This is a genomic window from Corynebacterium mucifaciens (assembly GCF_012396315.1).
GTDB lineage: Bacteria > Actinomycetota > Actinomycetes > Mycobacteriales > Mycobacteriaceae > Corynebacterium > Corynebacterium mucifaciens.
Window position 1 is genome coordinate 47,675 of record NZ_JAAXPF010000004.1, and the last position, 20,202, is coordinate 67,876.

Below are 20,202 nucleotides of genomic sequence, written 5' to 3' on the forward strand. Positions count from 1 at the left end.
TCGCGGGCATCCAGCATGAAACGGTCCTCGTCGCTGAGGGGCGTTGCCTCCAGCAGATCCGGGCGCACGTCACGGGTGCGTTTCAGGGACTGTTCGCGCCGCCACGTCGCAACTTTGGCGTGGTCGCCGGACGTGAGCACCGCCGGTGCCTCGATCCCTCGCCACACCCGTGGCTTGGTGTAGCTCGGCCCTTCGAGCAACCCGTCGGAAAAGCTGTCGTCCTCGTGGCTCTCGGTGTTGCCCAACACGCCCGGGATGAGGCGCGTGACGGCCTCCGCGATCACCAAGACGGCGACCTCGCCGCCAATGAGCACGTAATCGCCGATGGAGACCTCGCGCACCCGGTAGCGCTTTGCGGCGTCCTCGAACACGCGCTGGTCGATGCCCTCGTAGCGCCCGCACGCGAACACGATGTGCTCCTCGCGCGACCACGCCTGCGCGTCCGCCTGGGTGAACGGCTTGCCGGCCGGGGTCGGCACAATCAGCAGCGGTTTCGAGGTGTCTTCCCCACCGTCGTACGGCCGGGGCGCGACGGCATGCACCTCGTCGTGGCGCGGCTTGTCGTTGCGGTGCGCCGCTGCAGACTCGAGATCGGTTCCGGCGCGGCCCGTGGCGACGTCGTCAAGCGCAGGCCCCCACACCTCGGGCTTCATCACCATGCCTGGGCCCCCGCCGAGCGGCGGGGCGTCCACGGACTTGTGGTTCCCTGTGGCCCAGTCGCGCAGGTCGTGCACGCCGACGGCAAGGATCCCTTGCTCGATCGCCTTGCCCAGCAGCGCGTGCCGCAGCGGGTCCAGGTATTCGGGGAATATGGTGATGACGTCGAGGCGCAGGCTAGACATCCAGCAGGCCCTCCGGCGGGGTGATGGTGAGGAAGCCCTCCTCCACGTCGAGCTCCGGCACGAAGTCCATAACAAACGGGACGAGCACCTCTTTGCCGCGGTAATCGATCTCCAGGATCTTCCGGTTCGGCGTGTCCATCACGCCGGTGACCTCGCCCACTTCGTCGCCGTCGTGGCGCACGCGAAGCCCGATGAGTTCGTGGTTGTAGTACCCCTCCGAGTCGTCATCTCGATCCAGCGGCTCGGCCGCGAACTTCATCCCGCGCAAACTGTCGGCTGCAGTCCGGTCCGGCACTTCCTCGAAGGTGACCAGGAGGCGCTGCTGGTGGGGGCGCACCGTCTTCACCGTGAGCTGCCGCTCCTTGCCAGCCTGACGGCCGGTGAGCACAGCGCCGGGGACAATGTGCTCTTCCGACTCGTCCGCCAGCAACTCGACGGCAACTTCACCCTTCACGCCGTGGGACTTGACCACTCGGCCAATCTGCAACTCCATGAGTGGCTACGGTAGCAGGCCCGCGCGCCTATCCCGCAGCGCTCGGGTGCTCCAACGCAAAACCCCCGTTCCGCACGTTGCGCGCGGAACGGGGGTGGCGTCGATAGGCAAAGGGCGCCTAGTTCTCCTCGGACGCCTCTGCGTCGGCGGACTCACCCTCAGCCTCAGCGGCCTCAGCCTCGGCGGCTGCAGCCGCGTCGGCGGCCTCCTTCGCCTCAGCCTCTTCCTTGGCCTTCTTGCGCTTCTCGGTGATGGCCTCAGCGGTCGGGCCATTCTTGGCCTCTTCCAGCGCCTGGTTGAACAGGTCGAGCTTGGAAGGCTTCTCCTCGGCCACCTTCAGGGTGCCCTCAGCGCCGTCGAGGCCTTTGTGCTTCTGCCAGTCGCCGGTCACCTTCAGCAGCGCGAGCACCGGCTCGGTCGGCTGGGCACCAACGCCGAGCCAGTACTGAGCGCGCTCGGAATCGATGCGGATGAGCGACGGCTCCTCCTTCGGGTGGTAGATGCCGATGTTCTCGATGACGGCACCGTCGCGGCGGGTGCGGGCATCCGCGATGACAACGCGGTACTGCGCGTTGCGGATCTTGCCAACGCGCTGCAGCTTGATCTTTACAGCCATGGTGTACTTCCTTGTAGGTCACTGGGCAGTACAGACACTCGCCGCTTGTCGACGAGCCGGTTCAACCCTTTTTATTTACCCTGCGCGTGCCTGGCCGGGCGACCTTCCCGGTGAGGTTCTCCCTCGCTGGGTGCAGACGGATCCGGCGCGTACGCAGTTATGGACTTGTCGTGCCCGGCGCAACGCAAGGCGCCCGACAACCTGTGACACTTTACGCGGGCCACACCTGCAGACCAAAACCAGCGGGTATGTCAGTTCGGCCCCGCGTGGGCGGGGCGGTAGGGTCAATATTCGTTTGTGACGTAAGTTGCCGATGAACGGAAGTGACAGGTTGGAGACGCGGTTGACGACGACAGCAGTGCCCGCACCGCGGTCGGTAAAAGGCTCTTCCGCCTACCGCGTCGACTTAGACGGGCTGCGCGGGTTCGCGATCGCGTTGGTGGTTGTGTTCCACGTCTTCGTCGGCCGGGTCTCCGGTGGCGTGGACGTATTCCTTCTGCTTTCGGGGTACTTCTTCCTCGGCGGCCAGCTGCGTTACGCGCTGCGCCCCAACCCCAACCTGAACCCCTGGTGGCCGTTGTGGCGCACCATTCGCAGATTGGTGCCCGCGCTTGCGCTGGTGGTGGTTGTCGTCATAGCCCTTGTCTTGGCGGTCGCCCCCGAGTTGATGAACCCCCAGCTGGCCCGCCAAGTCACCGCCTCGATGCTGTACTTCCAAAACTGGGAGCTCGTGGCACAAAACGCAGACTACGCAGCGGCAAGCCAGGACACATCCCCGCTGCAACACCTGTGGTCCATGTCGGTGCAGGGGCAGTTCTACGTGTTTGGCATCGCGATGGGCTGGCTCGTCGCCGTTGCGGTGGTGAAGCTGCGTGCGAATCCGGTCTACGCCCGTCGCGCCGCGATCACGGTACTGGCGGCGATTACCGTTGCGTCTTTCGCCTGGGCGTCGCGCTTCGGCTTGGAGGGAACGGGCGAGAATTATTACTCCACCTTCTCCCGCGCCTGGGAGCTCTCGCTGGGCGCGCTGCTCGCGTTCGTGCCGGCTCACCGCTTCCTGCCTCAAACCACCGCGTGGCTGACCTCCCTGCTGGGCGTGGCGCTCATCGCCGTAACCGGCCTGATTGTGCCCACGTCGCTCGCGTTCCCAGGCCCCGTGGCCTTGATCCCGCTCACCGGCGCCGCGCTGGTGATCCTGTCTGGAAACGCGAATCCGGTCTCCAGCGTCCTGGCCTCCGCCCCCATGACGTGGCTGGGCTCGGTGGCGTATTCGCTCTACCTGTGGCACTGGCCTCTGCTCATTCTGGTCACCGTCATCGGCGGCTACGCCACCCCGCCAGCTTGGCTGGGTGCACTGGTCATCCTCGTGTCCCTCTGCCTCGCCCATGTGACCCACACGCTGGTGGAAGAGCCGCTGCGCCAGCACCGCCCGCGCCCACGCGGGGACGACGACCCGGTTGCGGACGCGAAAGCGTCGCTGCGCACCGTGCCGGGCGCCGCCCGCGCGGTGGGTGGGGTGCTGGCGGGCGCACTGTTCGCCACCGCCCTGGCCGTGCAGCCGTACTGGGAACACCGCGTTGACCGTGAGGAGAGGTCGCTGGACCCGGAGCGCTACCCAGGCGCCCGCGCGCTGCAGGGCGCGGAGGTGCCGGACAGGAAGGCACGACCGAACCCGAACCTCATCGCGGGAATCTTCCCACCTATCGGGAAAGAGGACTGCATGATCTTCCTGCCCGAAGGCCCCGATGTCATGCCCGGCCCCGACTGTGTCTACGGCGACCTCGACGCGGACACCACGGTCGTGCTCGCCGGAGGTTCCCACATCGAGCCGTTTATCATCCCCCTCGATCAGCTGGGCCGAGAGCACCACTTCAAGATCGCCACCTTCGTGCGCCAGGAGTGTCCACTGGTTGTGGGAGGGCCAGGAAACCCGGCCAACGAGATCGTCTCGCCCGTATGCGCTGAGTGGGGCGAAAACGCGCTGCAGGAAATCATCGACCTCGAGCCGGACATGGTGATCTCCACCTCCACCCGGCCAGTCGGTTTCGCTGGCCAGGGTGTCGCGTCTGCGGACTATGCCCCGGACGCCTACATCCAGCTTTGGCAGCGACTCTCGGATTTGGGCATCCCGTTCGTGGGTCTGCGCGACAACCCGTGGATGTTCAACCCCGACGGCGACCCCATGGACCCCAACATCTGCATCGTCATGGGCTACCCGGAATACGCCTGCTCCATGCCCGCGGAGATGATCTACGCCCCCCAGGACCCGGCCGCGGAGGTCCTAGACGGCAGCTTCAACCAGTGGGAGATTGACACCGCCGGCTGGTACTGCCCGGACGGCGTCTGCCCGCCGCAGATCGGCAACGTCTACATCTACCGCGACCAGAACCACATCTCCAACGCCTACGCCGAGTCGCTCGCCCCGCTGCTGTGGGATGTGCTCTCCCCCATCTTCGCGGAGCTCTCGCTTACCGACGCCCCTCCGGCCACCCCCTAAACCCGGCCCACCCACACGCGCTGACCGCGGGCTCGCCAGATCCAGCTTCATGGACCCAGCTATCTTGCGGTTTTTGGCCGGATAGCTGGGTCCTACTAGCTGGATTCAGAACGGCAGGCCTGGGTAAGCCCCCCGCTAGGGAAGACGACTAGAAGAACTTGCCCTTCTGCATGCGCTTCATTGCTTCGTCGAAATCCAAGTTGTTCAAATCCATCCCCTGCATGCCTGCCGGTAACTGCTGCTGCAGCTTCTCCAGCTCCTTCGGGTCGGGCATCCCGCCCGGCATCCCAGGCATCCCCGGCATCTTGGGCATTCCCGGCATTCCGCCGCCGCGCTTCGGTGCCTTACGCTTGCCGTTCTTGCCCTTGCGCCCCTTCGGCTTCTTCTTCGTCGCCGAGCGGCCGCCCATGCCGGGCATCCCGCTCAGGCCGAACTGGCTGGCCATCTGTCCCATCATTTTCTTCGCCTCGAAGAAGCGCTCCACCAGCTGGTTGACGTCGGCGACCTTCACGCCGGAGCCGTTAGCGATGCGCTTGCGGCGAGACGCGTTGAGGATCTTCGGATCCCGGCGCTCTTCCGGGGTCATGCCGCGGATGATTGCCTGGATGCGGTCGAGCTGCTTCTCGTCGACCATGTCGGCCATCTCGTTCATGGCCTTGCCGCCCGGCATCATCTTCAGCAGGTTGCCGATCGGCCCCATGCGGCGGATCATCAGCAGCTGATCAAGGAAGTCTTCGAGCGTGAGTTCGCCGGAGGCCAGCTTGTTCGCCGCTGCCTCGGCGTCCTGCTCGTTGTAGGTCTGCTCTGCCTGCTCGATAAGCGAGAGCAAATCGCCCATGCCCAGGATGCGGCTGGACATACGCTCAGGGTGGAAGACATCGAAGTCCTCCAGCTTTTCGCCGGTGGAGGCGAACAGGATCGGCTTGCCCGTGACCTCGCGGATGGAAAGGGCCGCACCGCCGCGTGCGTCGCCGTCCAGCTTGGTCAGCACCACGCCGGTGAAGTCCACGCCCTCGGCGAACGCCTCTGCGGTCTTCACCGCGTCTTGACCGATCATGGCGTCGATGACGAAAAGGACCTCGTCCGGGTTCACCGCGTCGCGGATGTTGCGGGCCTGCGTCATCAGCGTGTCGTCGATACCGAGGCGGCCGGCGGTATCGATGATCACCACGTCGTTCTTCTGCTGCTTGGCATACTCGATGCCCTGCTGCGCCACCGCGACCGGGTCGCCGTGGGAGGTGCCCATCTCGTGGTCGAACGAATCCAGGGACGTTCCCGGGTCCGGCGCGAACGTCGGCACGCCTGCGCGCTCACCGACGATTTGCAGCTGCTGCACCGCACCCGGGCGCTGCAGGTCGCACGCGACGAGCATCGGGGTGTGCCCCTGCTTGGAAAGGTGCTTCGCCAGTTTCCCGGCGAGGGTGGTTTTACCCGCGCCCTGGAGGCCCGCCAGCATGATCACCGTCGGCGGGTTCTTCGCCATGTTCAGCCGGCGCGTTTCGCCGCCGAGGATGTTGGTGAGCTCCTCGTCGACGATCTTGATCACCTGCTGCGCAGGGTTCAGCGCTGCGGAGACGTCGGCGCCGAGCGCGCGCTCCTTCACGCGCTTGATAAACGCTCGTACGACCGTCAACGACACGTCCGCCTCCAGCAGCGCGAGACGGATTTCGCGTGCGGTGGCGTTGATGTCTTCTTCGGTGAGTTTGCCCTTGCCGCGCAGGCCGCCGAGGGCTGATTGGAGGCGGTCGGACAGTGACTCGAACACGGTGTGCACTCCCTCTGTAGCTCAATACGTCCGCACAAGCCTAACGCGTCCGAGCACAACGGGACACATCCGCGTCCCCTAGATAGCTTCGTCGTCTCGCTCGCCGGTGCGCACCCGGACGACGCGGCTAACGTCGCTGACCCAGATCTTTCCGTCCCCGACCTCGCCGGTATAGGCCGCGCGCAAGATGGCGTCGATCGCGGCGTCCTCCTGCTCATCGGTGACCAGCACCTCCACCTTCACTTTCTGCACGAAGGCGGACGAGTACCTCGTGCCGCGGTAGTACTCAACGCTCGCGATCTGGCGGCCGGCGCCTTGCGCGTCGGTCATCGTGATGCCGCTGACCCCGACCGCGGTGAGCGCTTCGCGCACATCCCCGAGCGTGAACGGCTGGATTACTGCGGTTATAAGCTTCATTGTCCTACTCCTTTCGGGTTAGTTGCTTTGCGACGTCGTTCCGTCTTCGTGCCCGTGCTGGGCCCGCGCCTCGTTGAGGCCGAGCTGCGCGGCCGAGGCGTTGCCCGCCGGCACGCCGCCCGGGCGTAATCCTGGCCCGCCCACGTCGTAGGCGGTCTCGCGGTGGACCGAGTAATCCACCCCCTCAAACTCGTGCTCCTTGGACACGCGCCACCCGATCGTCGCCCCGATCAATCGGGCGATGAGGTAGGTGACCACACCCGCGAAGGCCACCGCGCACAGCGCGATCACCGTCTGCACCGCGAGCAGGCGGAACCCGTCCGCGCCGCCGCCGGTGAGGATGCCGCGGTCGTTGGCGAAGAAGGCCAGGCCGATAGTGCCCCACAGACCCGCGACGAGGTGGACGCCGACGACGTCGAGCGAGTCGTCGTAGTTGAACCGGTACTTCAGACCGACCCCGTAGCAGGCGAGGATGCCGCCAATGGCTCCGAGGACGATCGAGGTCAGCGGAGAGAGCGCCCCTGCCGCCGGTGTGATGGCGACCAGCCCGGCGACCACGCCGGATGATGCGCCGAGCGTCGTCGCGGCACCGTCCCTGAGCCGCTCGACAAACAGCCACCCGAGCATCGCCGCCGCCGCAGCCACTGCGGTGTTCAGCCACGCGAGGCCCGCGAGGCCGTCAGCAGCGAGCGCCGAACCGCCGTTGAACCCGAACCACCCAAACCACAGCAGCGCGGTGCCGAGCATGACCAACGGCAGGTTGTGGGGCCGCGAGTTCGTCTGCGGGAACCCTTGACGCTTACCGATGACGAGGGCTAGAACGAGCGCCGCGACACCCGCGGAAATGTGCACGACCGTGCCGCCGGCGAAGTCGATCGGCGCGATCAGTGCCTCGTCGTCGCCCGCGCCGAACATCTTCGCGGCGATCGAGTCCGTCGCCCCGCTGAGCAGCCCGCCGCCCCACACCATGTGGGCGAGCGGGAAATACACGAACGTCGTCCACGCGGCGGCGAAGGCGATCCACGCCCCGATCTTCACCCGGCTCGCGATCGCGCCGGAGATGATCGCGGTCGAAATCGCGGCGAAGGTCATCTGGAAACCGATGTCGATGACATTGGCGTAGCCGTTCTTGCCGGCAACGTAGTTACCGTCTGCATCCACGATCGAATCCCGCAGTCCGAAGAATTGGAACGGGTTGCCCACTACCCCTCCGAGCGACTGCGTTCCGTACGACATCGACCAGCCCCACAGCACGTACACGACCCCCACGACACCCAACGCCGTGAACGACATCATCATCATGTTCAGCACACTGCGGCGCGAGGTCATTCCTCCGTAAAAGAACGCCAGCGCCGGCGTCATCAGCAGCACCAACGAGGCCGAGACCAACATCCAACTCGCGTTTCCGGATGCAGCCGCTACTTCATCTACGCCCACATTCCTCACCTCTTTCCGCTTCGATTTCCCTGGATATTTTCTACCTGTCGATCTATTGAAATCGACTGCGGTAACTGTAAACCGTCAGGTATCCGCTCGGGCACAAAAGTTCATAGATGTGACGAAGGCCATAGATGCGTGGCGCCGCGGAACAAAAACGCGGCCCAGCCAAACGTGGCAGCGTGCCACGCTCGACCGGGCCGCGTCTCTACGGCCGTGTTCTGCCCCCCTACCCCAGTAGGGCGTCCACGAAGCTTTCCACCTCAAACGGCGCGAGGTCGTCCGCCCCCTCGCCGAGTCCCACGAGCTTCACCGGCACGCCGAGCTCCTCCTGCACCTGGAAGACAATGCCGCCCTTCGCGGTGCCGTCGAGCTTGGTCAACACGACGCCGGTGATATCGACGACCTCGCGGAACACACGCGCCTGCATGATGCCGTTCTGACCGACGGTGGCGTCGAGCACCAGCAGCACTTCGTCGACGTTGCTCTTCTTTTCCACCACGCGTTTCACTTTGCCCAGCTGGTCCATCAGGCCAGTGGAGGTGTGCAAGCGGCCCGCGGTGTCGACGAGCACGACGTCGGCGCCCTCCGCGACACCGGCTGCGACGGCATCGAAGGCGACGGAGGCCGGATCCGCTCCTTCCTTGCCGCGCACGGTGGAGGCGCCGACGCGCTTGCCCCACGTCTCCAGCTGGTCCGCCGCCGCAGCGCGGAAGGTGTCGGCCGCGCCGAGGACAACCGAGTGGCCCATGGACACCAACACGCGGGCCAGCTTGCCGGTAGTGGTGGTCTTGCCGGTGCCGTTCACGCCCACGACGAGGATCACCGCCGGTTTGCCGTCGTTCGGCATGGCCTTGATGGATCGGTCGAGATCGGGGCGAGCGGCCTCAATGAGGGTCTCGCGCAGCATCGCGCGTGCCTCTTCCTCCGTCTCCACGCCGCGCTCGGCGATCTTCTCGCGCAGAGATTCCGTGACCTTCATGGTCAAGTCTGCGCCCAGGTCTGCCATGATCAGCGTGTCCTCGATCTCCTCCCAGGCGTCCTCATCGAGGTCACCGGCGGTGAGGATGCCCAGCAGGCCCTGGCCGATCGCGTTCTGGGAGCGGGACAGGCGCCCTCGCAGTTTGCCAATGCGCCCCGCGGCCGGCTCGATCTGATCCAGCGGCTCCTCGGAAGGGGCCTCGACAATGACGGCATCGTCGGAGACCGGCGCCCCGGTCTCGCGGGCTTCTTCAGCGCTCTTCACGGCGGCGGCTGCAGCGGCGACCGCCGCTTCTTCCGCCTCTGCCTCCTCCGCAGTGGGCTCCTCACTTGCGGGATCCTCCGCAACGGGCTCCACCTCGACCGGTGCGCTTTCTGCTGGCTCGGCAGGTTCAGCAGGCTCGGCGACGTCCTCCGCCACCGGCAGCTCCTCTTCCTGCGCCTGCAGCTCCTCGTCAGCTGCGGCTCGGGTCGCCTCGGGCTTCTCGACGGGCTCCGCAGGCTCTGCCGACGGTTCTGCCTTCGCTTCCTCCTGGACGGGAGCATGTTGCGCCTCGTCCTGCCCGATGGCCCGTTCAATCACGCTCTCTTGCTGTGCGTCGGACTGAGCAGCAGCCCCAGCGGAGGGCGCGGCGGCAGACGCAGACGCCGGCCGCTCGCGCCGAATTGGCTCTGGCTGCTTCGGCTGGGCGTCCACCTGCGCGAAGTTGAAGCCACCCTTCGCTTGGTAGTTGCCCGACTTCTCCTGCTGGGTGAGCTGCTTCGGCTCCTCGGGTTTTTCAAACGAGACGGTCTTCGACGCTTTGCGCTTGTTCCCGGCCACGACGATGCCGGCAATGATCAGCGCGATGACGATGACCGCAATGACAATCCATAGGACAGTGGTGTTCATACCCACTAGTGTGCCAGCCGCGCCGACACGGGGCTGCGCTACGTCGCTTCGGCTCCCGGAGCTGCCCCCGCAGGCTGCATGCGCTGGGAGAGCACCCGCGTGACGCCGTCGCCGCGCATGGTCACGCCGTAGAGCACGTTCGCTACGTCCATGGTGGGCTTTTGGTGGGTGATCACAATGAGCTGGGAATCCCGGCGCAGTTCCTCCAGCAGGGCGATGAGGCGCCGGAGGTTGACGTCGTCAAGCGCTGCCTCCACCTCGTCGAGCACGTAGAACGGGCTGGGGCGCGCGCGGAAGATCGCCACCAAGAAAGCGAGCGCCGTGAGCGATTTCTCCCCGCCGGAGAGCAAGGACAGGCGCTTGACGCGCTTGCCCGGCGGCCGGGCCTCTATTTCGATGCCGGTGGTAAGCATGTCGTCCGGCTCGGTGAGCACGAGGCGGGCCTCGCCGCCGGGGAACAGGGTCTGGAACACGCGCGGGAACTCCGCTTCCACATCCGCCCACGCATCGGTGAACAGCTGCAGAATCTGCGCGTCCACGTCTTCAATGACCCCGGTGAGGTCTTTCCGTGCTTGGATGACGTCGTCGAGCTGGGTGCTCAAAAACGTGTAGCGTTCCTCCAGCGCCTTGAACTCCTCCAGCGCGAGCGGGTTGACCTTGCCCAGCGCCCGCAGGTCCTTTTCTGCCCGCTTCAACCTGGCTTGCTCGGCCGCGCGGTCAAAGTCGTCGCCCGGGGTGTAGTCCGCGAGCAGGTCGGACACCGCGATGCCGAGGGACGAGGTGACGTTCGCCTCCGCTTCGTCGATGCGCACCTGCGCCTGCGAGCGGGCGATGTCGGACTGGTGGGCGCTATCGGTCAGTCGCGCCAACTGCTGCCGGGTGGCGTTGACCTGCTGGCGCGCTTGCTGCACCTTCCCTTGCAGGCTGCTCACTTGCGAGGTCAGCTCGTCGCGCTGCGCAGTGGCTCGGGCAAGCGCATCCTCGATGCGGGCGACGAGATCGCGCGCGTGCTTCTCGACGGCGCCGGCCAGCTCCGCCTCCGCCCGGCGCCGAGCCATCGCGGCGTCGTGGCGTGCCTTGGCCTGTCGCTCCGCTTCTGCCTGGCGGCGTAACGCGTCACCCCTGCCCGCTTCCGCCTCCGCGCGCTGTTGCGCGGTCCGGGAAGATAACGTGGCCTCCATCTCCAGCGACTTGGCCTGATTTAACGCACTGCGGGCATGATCGCGCTGCTGCGTCGAGGGCTCCTCCGGCGATGCCGCCACATCGGTGTCCACGCGGGTGAGGCGGTCACGTGTTTCTTCCAGCTCCGCGCGGCGCTGCGCCAATCGAGCGTCCGCCTCGTTCGCCCGAGCCGCGGCGCGCTCGTGTTCCGTCCTGTTAGCCTCGGCCTGCTTCGCCAGGCGGGCACGGTCGCGGCGCCACGATTCCAACTCCGTGTCGTGCTCGCGCAGGGCGGCCTTGGCGGAGGCGGCGTTGACGCGCGCTTCGTCGGCAGCCACGGTCGCGCCTTCGAGCGTGCCGGCCAGCTCGTCGAGCCGCTGCTGCGCGTCGGCGAGTTCGCTCCGAGCCGCCTCGATGCGCGCGGCGACCTCGACGGTAGAGGTTTGACCGGTTCCAGCCGCGACCCAGCCCTCGCCCACCAGCACACCGTCGGGCGTGACGGCACGAAGCCGCGCATCCTGCCCCACGGCAGCGCGGGCCGCCGCGACGTCGGGGGCGAGCACCACGTCGGCGAGCAGGCGCGTCACCGGGCCAACTACCGACGCGTCCAGCTCCATATGGTCCAGCAGCCAGTCAATATCGCCGTCGACGTCCAGGCGCCAGGTGGTCCCGCCCCGGGGCTCGACGACAACGGTCCGGGCCGCCGACGCCAGAGCCTCGACCGCCTCCTCCGACACGTCGCCGGCTAGCGCCTCCGCATGCTGCCCGAGCGCAGCCGACACAGCCCGGTCCAGGCCGGATTCCACCGTGATAAGTCCGGCAAGCACCGGGAAATCCTCCACAACCTCCTGCGCCGTGCGCTTCGGTGCCTGCTCAGCCAGCGTGTCAATGCGTGACTGCAGCGTGGCCACCGCGCGCTCGTGCTCGCGCTGCTGCGCCCGCAGCTGGTCTAGGCGCTTGTCGGCGGCGTCGGACTCGGTGTGGGCACGGGCGAATGCGTCGTCGAGAGGCGAGCGCTCCGCCTCGACGTGTGCGATGCGCTCCTCCACTTCCACCACCTCGGCTGCGGCCTGGCGGGCGCGCTCCTTGGTCTCCGCGAGGGTTTCTTCCAGGCGGCGGACCTCCGCCCCGGCCGCCTCAACTGCGGCCGCCTGCGATTCTTCCTGCGCGATCAGCCGCACCACGCCCTCGCGGCGGTCCGCAATCGCGCGCACCTGGGCCATGTGTTCGCGCTCGGCCTCGTCAAACGCCTCCTGCCGCTCGGCGACTTCCTCGCGGATGGCCTCCAACTTCTCGGCGGCTTCTTCGGCCGCCTCGAGGGCTTCTGCGTAGCGCTCGTCCGCAAGCGAGGCCCGCGCCTCAAGCTCATCCGGATTCTGGCCCGAGTACGGCACCGAGGCGTTCGAGTTCCGCGCGCGCTCCGAGGCGATGCGCTGGGTCGCGCTGACGCGCTCGGCCAGGGTAGACAGCGAGAACCAGAGTTGCTGCGCCTGTTCAGCCTGCGGCTGCAGCTCGTGCTGGCGGGCCTCTAAGGCCTCCAGTCCATCCACCGCGGTTTCCAGCGTCGCGTTGACGGTCTCGACCTGCTCCGCCAGCATTTCAGCGGCGCGCTCGGCGTCGGCAAACGTGGCGCGCAGCCGCACAACTTGGTCGCCGGCGAGCTTGAGTTTCGCATCCCGCAGCTCCGCCTGGACCGCCGCGCCGCGCTTGGCGGCCTCGGCCTGGCGCGCCAGCGGCTTAAGCTGCTTGCCCAGCTCCTCGGTGAGGTCGGTGAGGCGATCCAGGTTCGCCTGCATGCCGCTGAGCTTGCGCTGCGCCTTTTCCTTGCGGCGACGGTGCTTGAGCACACCCGCGGCCTCCTCGATGAACGCGCGGCGCTCTTCGGGGCGCGAATCCAGGATCTCGGAGAGCTTGCCCTGCCCGACGATGATGTGCATCTCGCGGCCGATGCCCGAATCCGACAGAAGCTCCTGAATGTCCATCAGGCGCGCCTTGGAGCCGTTGATTTCGTACTCGGAGGCGCCGTCGCGGAACATGCGGCGGGTAATGGCCACATCCGTGTAATCGATGGGTAGCCGCTTGTCGGTGTTGTCGAAGGTGAGCGTCACTTCCGCGCGCCCCAGCGGCTTGCGCCCGCCGGCGCCGGCGAAGATGACGTCTTCCATTTTGCCGCCGCGCAGGTTCTTCGCGCCCTGCTCACCCATCACCCACGCGAGCGCATCCACCACGTTGGACTTGCCAGAGCCGTTCGGCCCCACCACGGCGCAAATGCCGGGCTCAAACTTCATCGTGGTCGCCGACGCGAAGGACTTGAATCCTTTGAGCGTCAGCGATTTGAGGTGCATTTTGTGGATGTTACCGGCTTGAGAGCGTTTAGCGCTCGTCGAACCCCGCAGCACCCTTCGGCTCGCCGTACTGCGCCTGCACGTGCTCCACACTGCCGGGGCGCCCCGCGGTTGAAGGCTTTTCCTCCAGCAGCTGCCTCAGCTTCTCGACGTCACCTTCGGCCCCCTCCGCAACCACCTCAACCCTGCCGTCGGCAAGGTTCTTCGCGTAGCCGGCCAAACCCAGCTCGAGGGCGCGGGAGCGGGTCCACCAGCGGAACCCCACACCCTGAACGTGGCCACGGACGTGAGCAGTCATGCGCGTTGTTGCCATGCCGCCCAAGCGTAGCTGGGACTAGCGACGGTCGTAGTCCTGGCGAATGGCGATGCGGTCCTCCTCGCTGCGGCGCGTCACCGGGTCAGACCCGTCCCAGTACTCCACGTTCGCGATCTCCGGGAGCATGTCGCGGTGGAACACTGGGTCCACGCCCTGGCGTCGCTGCTCATTGAAGTTCTTCAGCAGCTTCAGCGCCACGCCACCGAGCGGCACGATGGCGATGATGTTGAAAATGGCCAACAGGCCGGCCATCGTGTCGCCCAGCGCCCACACGAGCGGTACGGAGCCGAACGCGCCGAAGATGACAAAGCCGATGACAACGAGGCGAAATACCGTCATGGCCGCCTTGGAATCGGTGAGGTACTGCAGATTCGCCTGCGCAAGGTAGTAGTTGCCGATGACGGAGGAGAACGCCAGGAAGAACAGAATTAACGTGATGGCGTGGGCGCCCCACGCGCCGACCGAATCCGCCAACGCGGACTGTGTCAGCGACGCACCCTGGATGTCGTCCCTGCCGTAGGTCACGGCCGGGCCAAGCAAGACGACGAACGCAGTGATCGAGCACACCAGCAGGGTGTCAAAGTACACACCGAGGGTCTGCACCAAGCCCTGCTTCACCGGGTGCGACACCGTTGCGGTTGCGGCCGCGTTCGGCGCCGAACCCATGCCGGCCTCGTTGGAGAACAGCCCGCGGCGCATGCCTTGTGCGAAGGCCGCGCCGACGCCCGCGCCCGCGACCTGCTCCAGCCCGATCGCGTGGCCCACGATGAGCTCGACCATGCCCGGGATTTCCCGCCAGTTAATCACCACCACCGCGATGCCGATGAGGATGTAGGCACCCGCCATAAACGGCACGATGACCTGGGTCCAGGAGGCAATGCGGGTGACACCGCCGAAGATAACGAGCGCGGTGAGCACCGCAATGACACCCGCGACGACCGCCTTGAGCGCCACCGAATCGTTGCCTAGCGATCCGCCGACGGCCTCCGCAATCGAGTTGGTCTGGATGGCGTTGTAAACAAAGCCGTAGGTGACAGCCAAAAACGCCGAGAAGATGACGGCCAGCGGCTTCCACCCCAATCCGCGCGTCATGTAATACGCCGGGCCGCCGTGGTAGTTGCCATCCGAGTCCTTGGTCTTCCACAACTGCGCCAGGGTCGATTCCACAAACGCCGTCGCTCCGCCGAGCAGCGCCAGCATCCACATCCAAAACACCGCGCCCGGCCCGCCGATGGAGATCGCCAGCGCGACGCCAGCGATGTTACCGGTGCCCACGCGCGAGGCCGCGGAGATGGTGAACGCCTTGAAGGCGGAGAGGCCGCCGTACTCCTCGTCGAGGTCCCGTCCTTCCCGGTCCTTGCCCTTAGGCCTCTCCGAGACCGCCTTGAACATGTCCGGGACCATGCGGATCTGGACAAAGAGTGTGCGGAGGCCGAAGTAGACACCCGCCGCGACCAAGAACCATGGCACGAGGTTCCAGATCACGCCGTTGAGCGAATCCTCGACGAAAGTAGTGGCTGCATCCATGGCGGGCAGTGTATCCCCGGGTTGCCCACCTCACACAATGAAGCGCAGCCGGAGGCTAGCCCTCCGCCAGCTTCGGGCGCACTTCCCCCGGCGTGATCGCGCCGTGGGTACCAAACTCGCGCTGCCAGTACAACAGCGGGCAGTTCGCGTTCACCTCGGCCGCGTCCACATCCACCAGCACAAGGAAGTGGTCGCCGGCAGGGATAATCTGCGCAACCGTCCCGGCAACCCACGTGTGGTCCCCCGCCAGCTGCGGCGCGCCGTCCGCCATGGCCCACTGCACACCCGCGAACCGGTCGAGCGTCTTGTCTGCGAACCGCCGCGCCAGCACATTTTGCTCCGTCGAGAGCACGTTGATGCCTATCGACGATCCTTCGGCCAACTGCGCCAGCAGCGAGGACTTCCGGTCCAGCGACACCAGCACCATCGGGGGCTCAAGCGACAGCGACATGAACGCGCTGACTGTGGTGCCGTGCGGCTCTGCCGCCGTGCCTGTGGTCACGATCGCCACCGCGGCAGCCAGCTGGCTCATCGCTTCCTTGAATGCTGACTGATCAACCATGTCGCCTAACCGTACCCCAGCGCTACACCACCTGACAGACGGGGCAGAAGTAGCTGGAGCGTCCGCCGATGGTCACTCGCTCGATCGGCGTCCCGCACCGGGGGCAGGGTTTGCCGGCCTGCCCGTAGGCGTTCAGCGAGCGCGAGAAGTACCCCGAAGCGCCGTTGACGTTGACGTACAGCGAATCGAAGCTGGTGCCTCCCTGTTCCAACGAGCGGGCCATCACCTCGCGCGCGGCCTCCAGGACCGCCTCTGCGTCGCGTTGACGCATGGTCTTGGCGCTGCGCCACGGCTTGAGCCGCGCGGCCCACATGGCCTCGTCCGCATAGATCGAGCCGATGCCGCTGACCACTTCCTGGTTGAGCAGCACGCTTTTGAGTGGGGACTTCCTGCGCCGCATCGCACGGGCCGCGTCGCGCAGGTTGAACTCCGCCTCGAAGGGATCGGGGGCGATGTGGAGGGCGGGCTGCGGAACGCCGTCGATAAGCGGGGTGTACTGCCAGTACCCAAAGGTGCGCTGGTCCACGAAATCCAACTCCGCGTCCCCGATGTCTGCGCGGATGCGCAGGTGCGGCGAGGTCACGGTGCCGTGCGCCGCGACAAGCATTTGCCCGCTCATGCGCAGGTGCACGAGCAGCGCGGCGCCGTCGCTTAGCGTGAGCCACAGGTATTTGCCGCGCCGTCCGGTGCCCGTAATGGTCAGGCCCGGCAGGGCGGTCTCCAAGTCCACGGTGTTGCCGCGCGCGGCGCGGGGGTGCAGCACCTCGACGCGCGCGAAGGTGCGACCAAAGACGTGGGCGTCAAGGCCGCGGCGGACGACCTCGACCTCGGGTAGCTCAGGCATTCCCGCGCACGGCCTCCGCGGCGTGGTCGCGCAGGAAAAGCACAGCCTGGTGGGCCGCCTCCTGCTCAGCCAGCTTCTTGTTCGGCCCCGTGCCCGTGCCGCGGGAGACGCCGTCCACGAGCGCGTCCGCGGTGAAGGTCTGGTCGTGCTCCGGGCCCGAGGCCTGTGAGACGTATTCCGCCACGGGAAGCTTGAGCTCGGCGAGACGGACCTGCAGGTCGGTCTTCCAGTCGTGGTGCTTCTTGCTGACGGTCGCGGTGCGGAGCTTTTCGTCGAAAAGCGTGAGAATCACGTCGCGCGCGGTGGCAAACCCGTGCTGCAGGTAGATCGCGCCGAAGATGGCCTCGGTGGTGTCGGCGAGGATCGAATCCTTCTCGCGTCCGCCGGTGAGGGCCTCACCTTTGCCAATGAGCACGTGGCTGCCCAGGTCGATCTCGCGGGCGATATCCGCGAGGCCGTACCGGGACACAATTGCGGCGCGCATCGGCGACAAGTCGGACTCGGGCCGTGAGGGGTAAAGCTCAAACAGCTTTGTGGCCACGGACAAGCCGAGCACCGCGTCACCGACGAACTCCAGGCGCTCGTTGTTGGGCAGGTGGCCGTGCTCATTGGCAAAGGAACGGTGCGTCAGCGCCAGCTTCAGGCCGTCGCGGTCGATGTCCACGCCGAGGCGTTCCAGCAGCGGCGCGTGGTCGACGGCGTCAAAGGCCTGCTCCCACCGCTCGTCAGCGCTGACTTTCGGCTTGCGTGAGCGGCTCACAGGAACTTCTCCAGGCCAGCCCAGCGCGGGTCGACCAAGTCGTTGTCTTCGCCCTCCACCGCGTCCGGCGCCGGGACATCCGTATCGCCCGCGCACTCCGGCTCGCAGGTGGGGTTGAAGGGCCAGTTCAACCCGGCCTCGTCCACGAACGCTTGCTCGAGGTCGACGGTGTTGTCCACCACCTGGCGGATCTCGTCGCCGGAACCCTGGTCCTCGTCCACCTCGTCGTCGCCGGTGATGAAGTCGTCGGACGCGGAAAATACCTCTGAAACGCGCAGGGTCTTGGTGGGGGTGAGCTCTTTCAAGCAGCGCACGCACTGGCCCTGCAGCGTCGCGGTCGCGGTCGCATCCACCATGACCCCGGAGCCGAGCGGGATGAGGGTGGCCTCGACCTCAACCTCGCGACCTTCCGGGATGGCGATCATTTCCGGGCCAATGCGCGACGGGGAGGGACCCGTCTGTGTCACGGTCTTGGGCGTGCCGTCCCCACCCAGCACGTCGGTGACATCAAATACGAAAGGATTGGTAGCCATAGCGACCACAGACTACCCCGTTTAGTACTCCTCGCCGTAGCCGCGGGAACGCTCGGAGTACTCCACCCGCTCACCACCGTGCGCGCGATCCACACGATCGGTGCGTCGGGTCCGCCCGGCGGCCCCAGAGGCTCCTGCGCCGCGTCGCAGCGCACTGCGGTCGGAGGAGACGGTTTGCAGGACGGAACGCAGGCCGTCCTCGAACTCCGCGAGCTTCGAATCCACGTAGTCGTCGCACTCCGCGCGCAGGCGGTTGGACTCCGCCGACGCGTCGTCCACCAGGCGGTGCGCCTCCTCGTCCGCACGGCGGATGACCTCGGACTCGGAGATGAGTCGCTCCTGCTCCGCCAGCCCTTTGTCCACAGAGCGCTGGTATTCCGCGTTGGCGGACTCGAGGATGCTGTCCGCTTCCCGCTGGGCGTTGTCCACGGTCGTATCCGCCACGTTCCGAGCCTGGGTGACCATCCTGTCGGACTCGTCCTCCGCGTCAGTGATGAGCGCAGAGGCTTGCGCTTGCGCGTCGCTGAGCATGGACTCTGCCTCGGAGTGCGCATCGCTGAGAATGCGCTCCGCGTCCTCCTCCGCGGTGCCGACCAGCACGTCCGCGCGGTCCTGCGCCCCCCGCAGGATCTCGTCCTGTTTGTCCAGAACGTCCTGCGCGTCGTCGAGGTCGACGGGGATGGCGTTCCGGAGGTCGTCGAGAAGCCCGAGCATCTCGTTGCGGGGCACCATGCAATTGGAGGTCATCGGCACGCCGTAGGCCTGCTCCAGGGTCTGAACTAGCTCATCCAGGGCTTCGAAAACGCGGTACATGGTGCTCCAGCGTACCTGCTGGCCCCCTAGATCACGCCCTGGGCGAGCATCGCGTCCGCCACTTTCTTGAAGCCCGCGATGTTGGCCCCGACCACGTAATCGCCGGCGCGGTCGTACTCCTCCGCGGTGTTCTTGGCCACCGTGAAGATGTTGGACATGATCTTCTGCAGGCGGTCGTCGGTGTAATCGAAGGACCAGGAGTCGCGCGACGCGTTCTGCTGCATCTCCAGCGCAGAGGTGGCCACGCCACCGGCGTTGGCGGCCTTGCCCGGGCCAAAGCCGATCTTGCGTTCGCGGAAGACCTCAATCGCTTCGGCGGTGGACGGCATGTTCGCGCCCTCAGCCACGTAACGCACGCCGTTGTCCACCAGCGTGCGGGCGTTGTCGCCGCCGAGCTCGTTCTGCGTCGCGCACGGCAGGGCCACGTCGGCCTTCAGGTCCCAAATCGAACCGTCCGTGTGCAGGGTCGCACCGGTCGCCTCATCGACGTACTCGGCCACGCGGCCACGGCGCTTCTCCTTCACCTCGCGCAAAAGCTCCACGTCCACCCCATTGGGAGTCTCCACCCAACCGGAGGAGTCGGAGAACCCGACGACGGTCGCGCCGAGTTCCTGCGCCTTCTGGATGGCGTAGATCGCCACATTGCCGGAGCCGGAGACGATGACCTTGGAGCCGTCGATGGAATCGCCGTTGGCCTTCATCATCTCGTCCGTGAAGTACACGGCGCCGTAGCCGGTGGCCTCGGTGCGCACGAGAGAGCCGCCCCACGTGAGGCCCTTGCCGGTGAGCACACCGGACTCGTGCTGGTTGGCCAGGCGGCGGTACTGGCCGAAGAGGTAGCCGATCTCGCGCCCGCCGACGCCGATGTCACCGGCCGGGACGTCGCGGTACTCGCCGATGTGGCGCCACAGCTCCGTCATAAAGGACTGACAGAAGCGCATGATCTCGCCTTCGGACCGGCCCTTGGGGTCGAAGTCCGAGCCACCCTTGCCGCCGCCGATTGGCAGGCCGGTCAGGGAGTTCTTAAAGATCTGCTCGAAGCCCAGGAACTTGATGATGCCCAGGTTCACGCTCGGGTGGAAACGCAGTCCGCCCTTGTAGGGGCCGAGCGCCGAGTTGAACTGGACGCGGAAACCGCGGTTGACGCGGATGTTGTTGTCGTCGTCCATCCACGGCACGCGGAAGATGATTTGGCGCTCCGGCTCGCACAGCCGCTCGATCAGCCCGTAGTCGGCGTAGTGCGGGTCTTTGCTCAGCACGATCTTGAGCGATTCGAGCACCTCGGCCACCGCCTGGTGGAACTCCGGCTCGCCGGCGTTGCGCTCGAGCAGCTTCTGGTAGTAGCCGGCGACTTCCTGGTCAATTGCGCTCATCGGCGTGATCCTCCAATACCTATAGGGG

Annotated in this window: 16 protein-coding genes and 1 pseudogene; 1 reads left to right on the plus strand and 16 read right to left on the minus strand. The window is 66.5% G+C overall.

All coding sequences use genetic code 11. The features are described from left to right. Window positions 1-11: 11 nt before the first annotated feature. From trmD to rpsP, 3 genes and pseudogenes are all read right to left on the minus strand, one after another. Window positions 12-842 (minus strand): annotated as a pseudogene (gene trmD / locus HF989_RS04835) (tRNA (guanosine(37)-N1)-methyltransferase TrmD); the annotation flags it as partial. Continuing rightward, entirely contained in the window at window positions 835-1,335 is a 501-nt protein-coding gene (gene rimM / locus HF989_RS04840) for a ribosome maturation factor RimM (protein ID WP_168684394.1), read from the minus strand. The gene rimM and the pseudogene trmD, both read right to left, overlap by 8 nt. Window positions 1,336-1,453: 118 nt before the next feature. Further along, window positions 1,454-1,951 carry a 30S ribosomal protein S16 gene (rpsP, locus tag HF989_RS04845; protein WP_168684397.1) on the minus strand — a complete coding sequence of 166 codons (498 nt, stop codon included), beginning with the start codon at window positions 1,949-1,951 and terminating at the stop codon, window positions 1,454-1,456. Window positions 1,952-2,294: 343 nt separating this feature from the next. On the opposite strand from rpsP, the gene HF989_RS04850 reads away from it, so the two are divergent. Further along, a complete protein-coding gene (locus tag HF989_RS04850) occupies window positions 2,295-4,448 on the plus strand; it encodes an acyltransferase family protein (protein WP_246233804.1) in 2,154 nt (717 codons plus the stop codon). A 148-nt stretch (window positions 4,449-4,596) separates the two neighbouring features. On the opposite strand, the gene ffh is transcribed toward HF989_RS04850, so the two are convergent. The 13 genes from ffh to gdhA all read right to left on the minus strand — a co-directional run bounded on the left by ffh (window position 4,597) and on the right by gdhA (window position 20,174). Beyond that, window positions 4,597-6,213, minus strand: coding sequence for a signal recognition particle protein (gene ffh, locus HF989_RS04855; protein WP_168684402.1), 1,617 nt, complete (start codon window positions 6,211-6,213; stop codon window positions 4,597-4,599). Between the two features lie 78 nt (window positions 6,214-6,291). After that, the gene (locus HF989_RS04860) at window positions 6,292-6,630 is read right to left on the minus strand and encodes a P-II family nitrogen regulator (RefSeq protein ID WP_168684403.1); all 339 of its coding nucleotides are present in this window, start codon (window positions 6,628-6,630) and stop codon (window positions 6,292-6,294) included. 18 nt (window positions 6,631-6,648) lie between these two features. Continuing rightward, complete coding sequence (locus HF989_RS04865; RefSeq protein ID WP_168684405.1) at window positions 6,649-8,067, minus strand: ammonium transporter; 1,419 nt, start codon at window positions 8,065-8,067, stop codon at window positions 6,649-6,651. A gap of 229 nt (window positions 8,068-8,296) precedes the next feature. Next, window positions 8,297-9,940 (minus strand): signal recognition particle-docking protein FtsY, encoded by a 1,644-nt coding sequence (gene ftsY / locus HF989_RS04870; protein WP_168684407.1) that lies wholly within the window; start codon window positions 9,938-9,940, stop codon window positions 8,297-8,299. 38 nt (window positions 9,941-9,978) lie between these two features. Continuing rightward, window positions 9,979-13,446 (minus strand): chromosome segregation protein SMC, encoded by a 3,468-nt coding sequence (gene smc / locus HF989_RS04875; RefSeq protein ID WP_168684408.1) that lies wholly within the window; start codon window positions 13,444-13,446, stop codon window positions 9,979-9,981. A gap of 28 nt (window positions 13,447-13,474) precedes the next feature. Then, on the minus strand, window positions 13,475-13,759 hold the full coding sequence (locus tag HF989_RS04880) for an acylphosphatase (protein WP_168684409.1): 285 nt from the start codon (window positions 13,757-13,759) through the stop codon (window positions 13,475-13,477). Window positions 13,760-13,780: 21 nt separating this feature from the next. Further along, complete coding sequence (locus tag HF989_RS04885) at window positions 13,781-15,289, minus strand: alanine/glycine:cation symporter family protein (protein WP_168684410.1); 1,509 nt, start codon at window positions 15,287-15,289, stop codon at window positions 13,781-13,783. 55 nt (window positions 15,290-15,344) lie between these two features. Then, the gene (locus tag HF989_RS04890) at window positions 15,345-15,851 is read right to left on the minus strand and encodes a flavin reductase family protein (RefSeq protein ID WP_168684412.1); all 507 of its coding nucleotides are present in this window, start codon (window positions 15,849-15,851) and stop codon (window positions 15,345-15,347) included. A 22-nt stretch (window positions 15,852-15,873) separates the two neighbouring features. Then, window positions 15,874-16,695: a bifunctional DNA-formamidopyrimidine glycosylase/DNA-(apurinic or apyrimidinic site) lyase gene (gene mutM, locus HF989_RS04895; RefSeq protein ID WP_168684414.1), complete on the minus strand. Its 822-nt coding sequence runs from the start codon at window positions 16,693-16,695 to the stop codon at window positions 15,874-15,876. Continuing rightward, a complete protein-coding gene (gene rnc, locus HF989_RS04900; protein WP_038612229.1) occupies window positions 16,688-17,455 on the minus strand; it encodes a ribonuclease III in 768 nt (255 codons plus the stop codon). Before rnc ends, mutM begins: the two co-directional genes overlap by 8 nt. Further along, window positions 17,452-17,988 (minus strand): YceD family protein, encoded by a 537-nt coding sequence (locus tag HF989_RS04905; protein WP_168684416.1) that lies wholly within the window; start codon window positions 17,986-17,988, stop codon window positions 17,452-17,454. Before HF989_RS04905 ends, rnc begins: the two co-directional genes overlap by 4 nt. A gap of 21 nt (window positions 17,989-18,009) precedes the next feature. Next, window positions 18,010-18,801: a DivIVA domain-containing protein gene (locus tag HF989_RS04910; RefSeq protein WP_246233805.1), complete on the minus strand. Its 792-nt coding sequence runs from the start codon at window positions 18,799-18,801 to the stop codon at window positions 18,010-18,012. 26 nt (window positions 18,802-18,827) lie between these two features. Further along, window positions 18,828-20,174 carry an NADP-specific glutamate dehydrogenase gene (gdhA, locus tag HF989_RS04915; RefSeq protein ID WP_168684417.1) on the minus strand — a complete coding sequence of 449 codons (1,347 nt, stop codon included), beginning with the start codon at window positions 20,172-20,174 and terminating at the stop codon, window positions 18,828-18,830. Window positions 20,175-20,202: the final 28 nt, after the last annotated feature.

Excerpts from the sequence above, each read along its gene's own strand:
- gdhA (WP_168684417.1), bottom strand. The coding sequence starts at position 20,174 with ATGAGCGCAATTGACCAGGAAGTCGCCGGCTACTACCAGAAGCTGCTC.
- mutM (WP_168684414.1), bottom strand. The coding sequence starts at position 16,695 with ATGCCTGAGCTACCCGAGGTCGAGGTCGTCCGCCGCGGCCTTGACGCC.
- rimM (WP_168684394.1), bottom strand. The coding sequence starts at position 1,335 with ATGGAGTTGCAGATTGGCCGAGTGGTCAAGTCCCACGGCGTGAAGGGT.
- rpsP (WP_168684397.1), bottom strand. The coding sequence starts at position 1,951 with ATGGCTGTAAAGATCAAGCTGCAGCGCGTTGGCAAGATCCGCAACGCG.
- HF989_RS04905 (WP_168684416.1), bottom strand. The coding sequence starts at position 17,988 with ATGGCTACCAATCCTTTCGTATTTGATGTCACCGACGTGCTGGGTGGG.
- HF989_RS04880 (WP_168684409.1), bottom strand. The coding sequence starts at position 13,759 with ATGGCAACAACGCGCATGACTGCTCACGTCCGTGGCCACGTTCAGGGT.
- HF989_RS04885 (WP_168684410.1), bottom strand. The coding sequence starts at position 15,289 with ATGGATGCAGCCACTACTTTCGTCGAGGATTCGCTCAACGGCGTGATC.
- ftsY (WP_168684407.1), bottom strand. The coding sequence starts at position 9,940 with ATGAACACCACTGTCCTATGGATTGTCATTGCGGTCATCGTCATCGCG.
- HF989_RS04860 (WP_168684403.1), bottom strand. The coding sequence starts at position 6,630 with ATGAAGCTTATAACCGCAGTAATCCAGCCGTTCACGCTCGGGGATGTG.
- smc (WP_168684408.1), bottom strand. The coding sequence starts at position 13,446 with ATGCACCTCAAATCGCTGACGCTCAAAGGATTCAAGTCCTTCGCGTCG.
- HF989_RS04890 (WP_168684412.1), bottom strand. The coding sequence starts at position 15,851 with ATGGTTGATCAGTCAGCATTCAAGGAAGCGATGAGCCAGCTGGCTGCC.
- HF989_RS04910 (WP_246233805.1), bottom strand. The coding sequence starts at position 18,801 with ATGTACCGCGTTTTCGAAGCCCTGGATGAGCTAGTTCAGACCCTGGAG.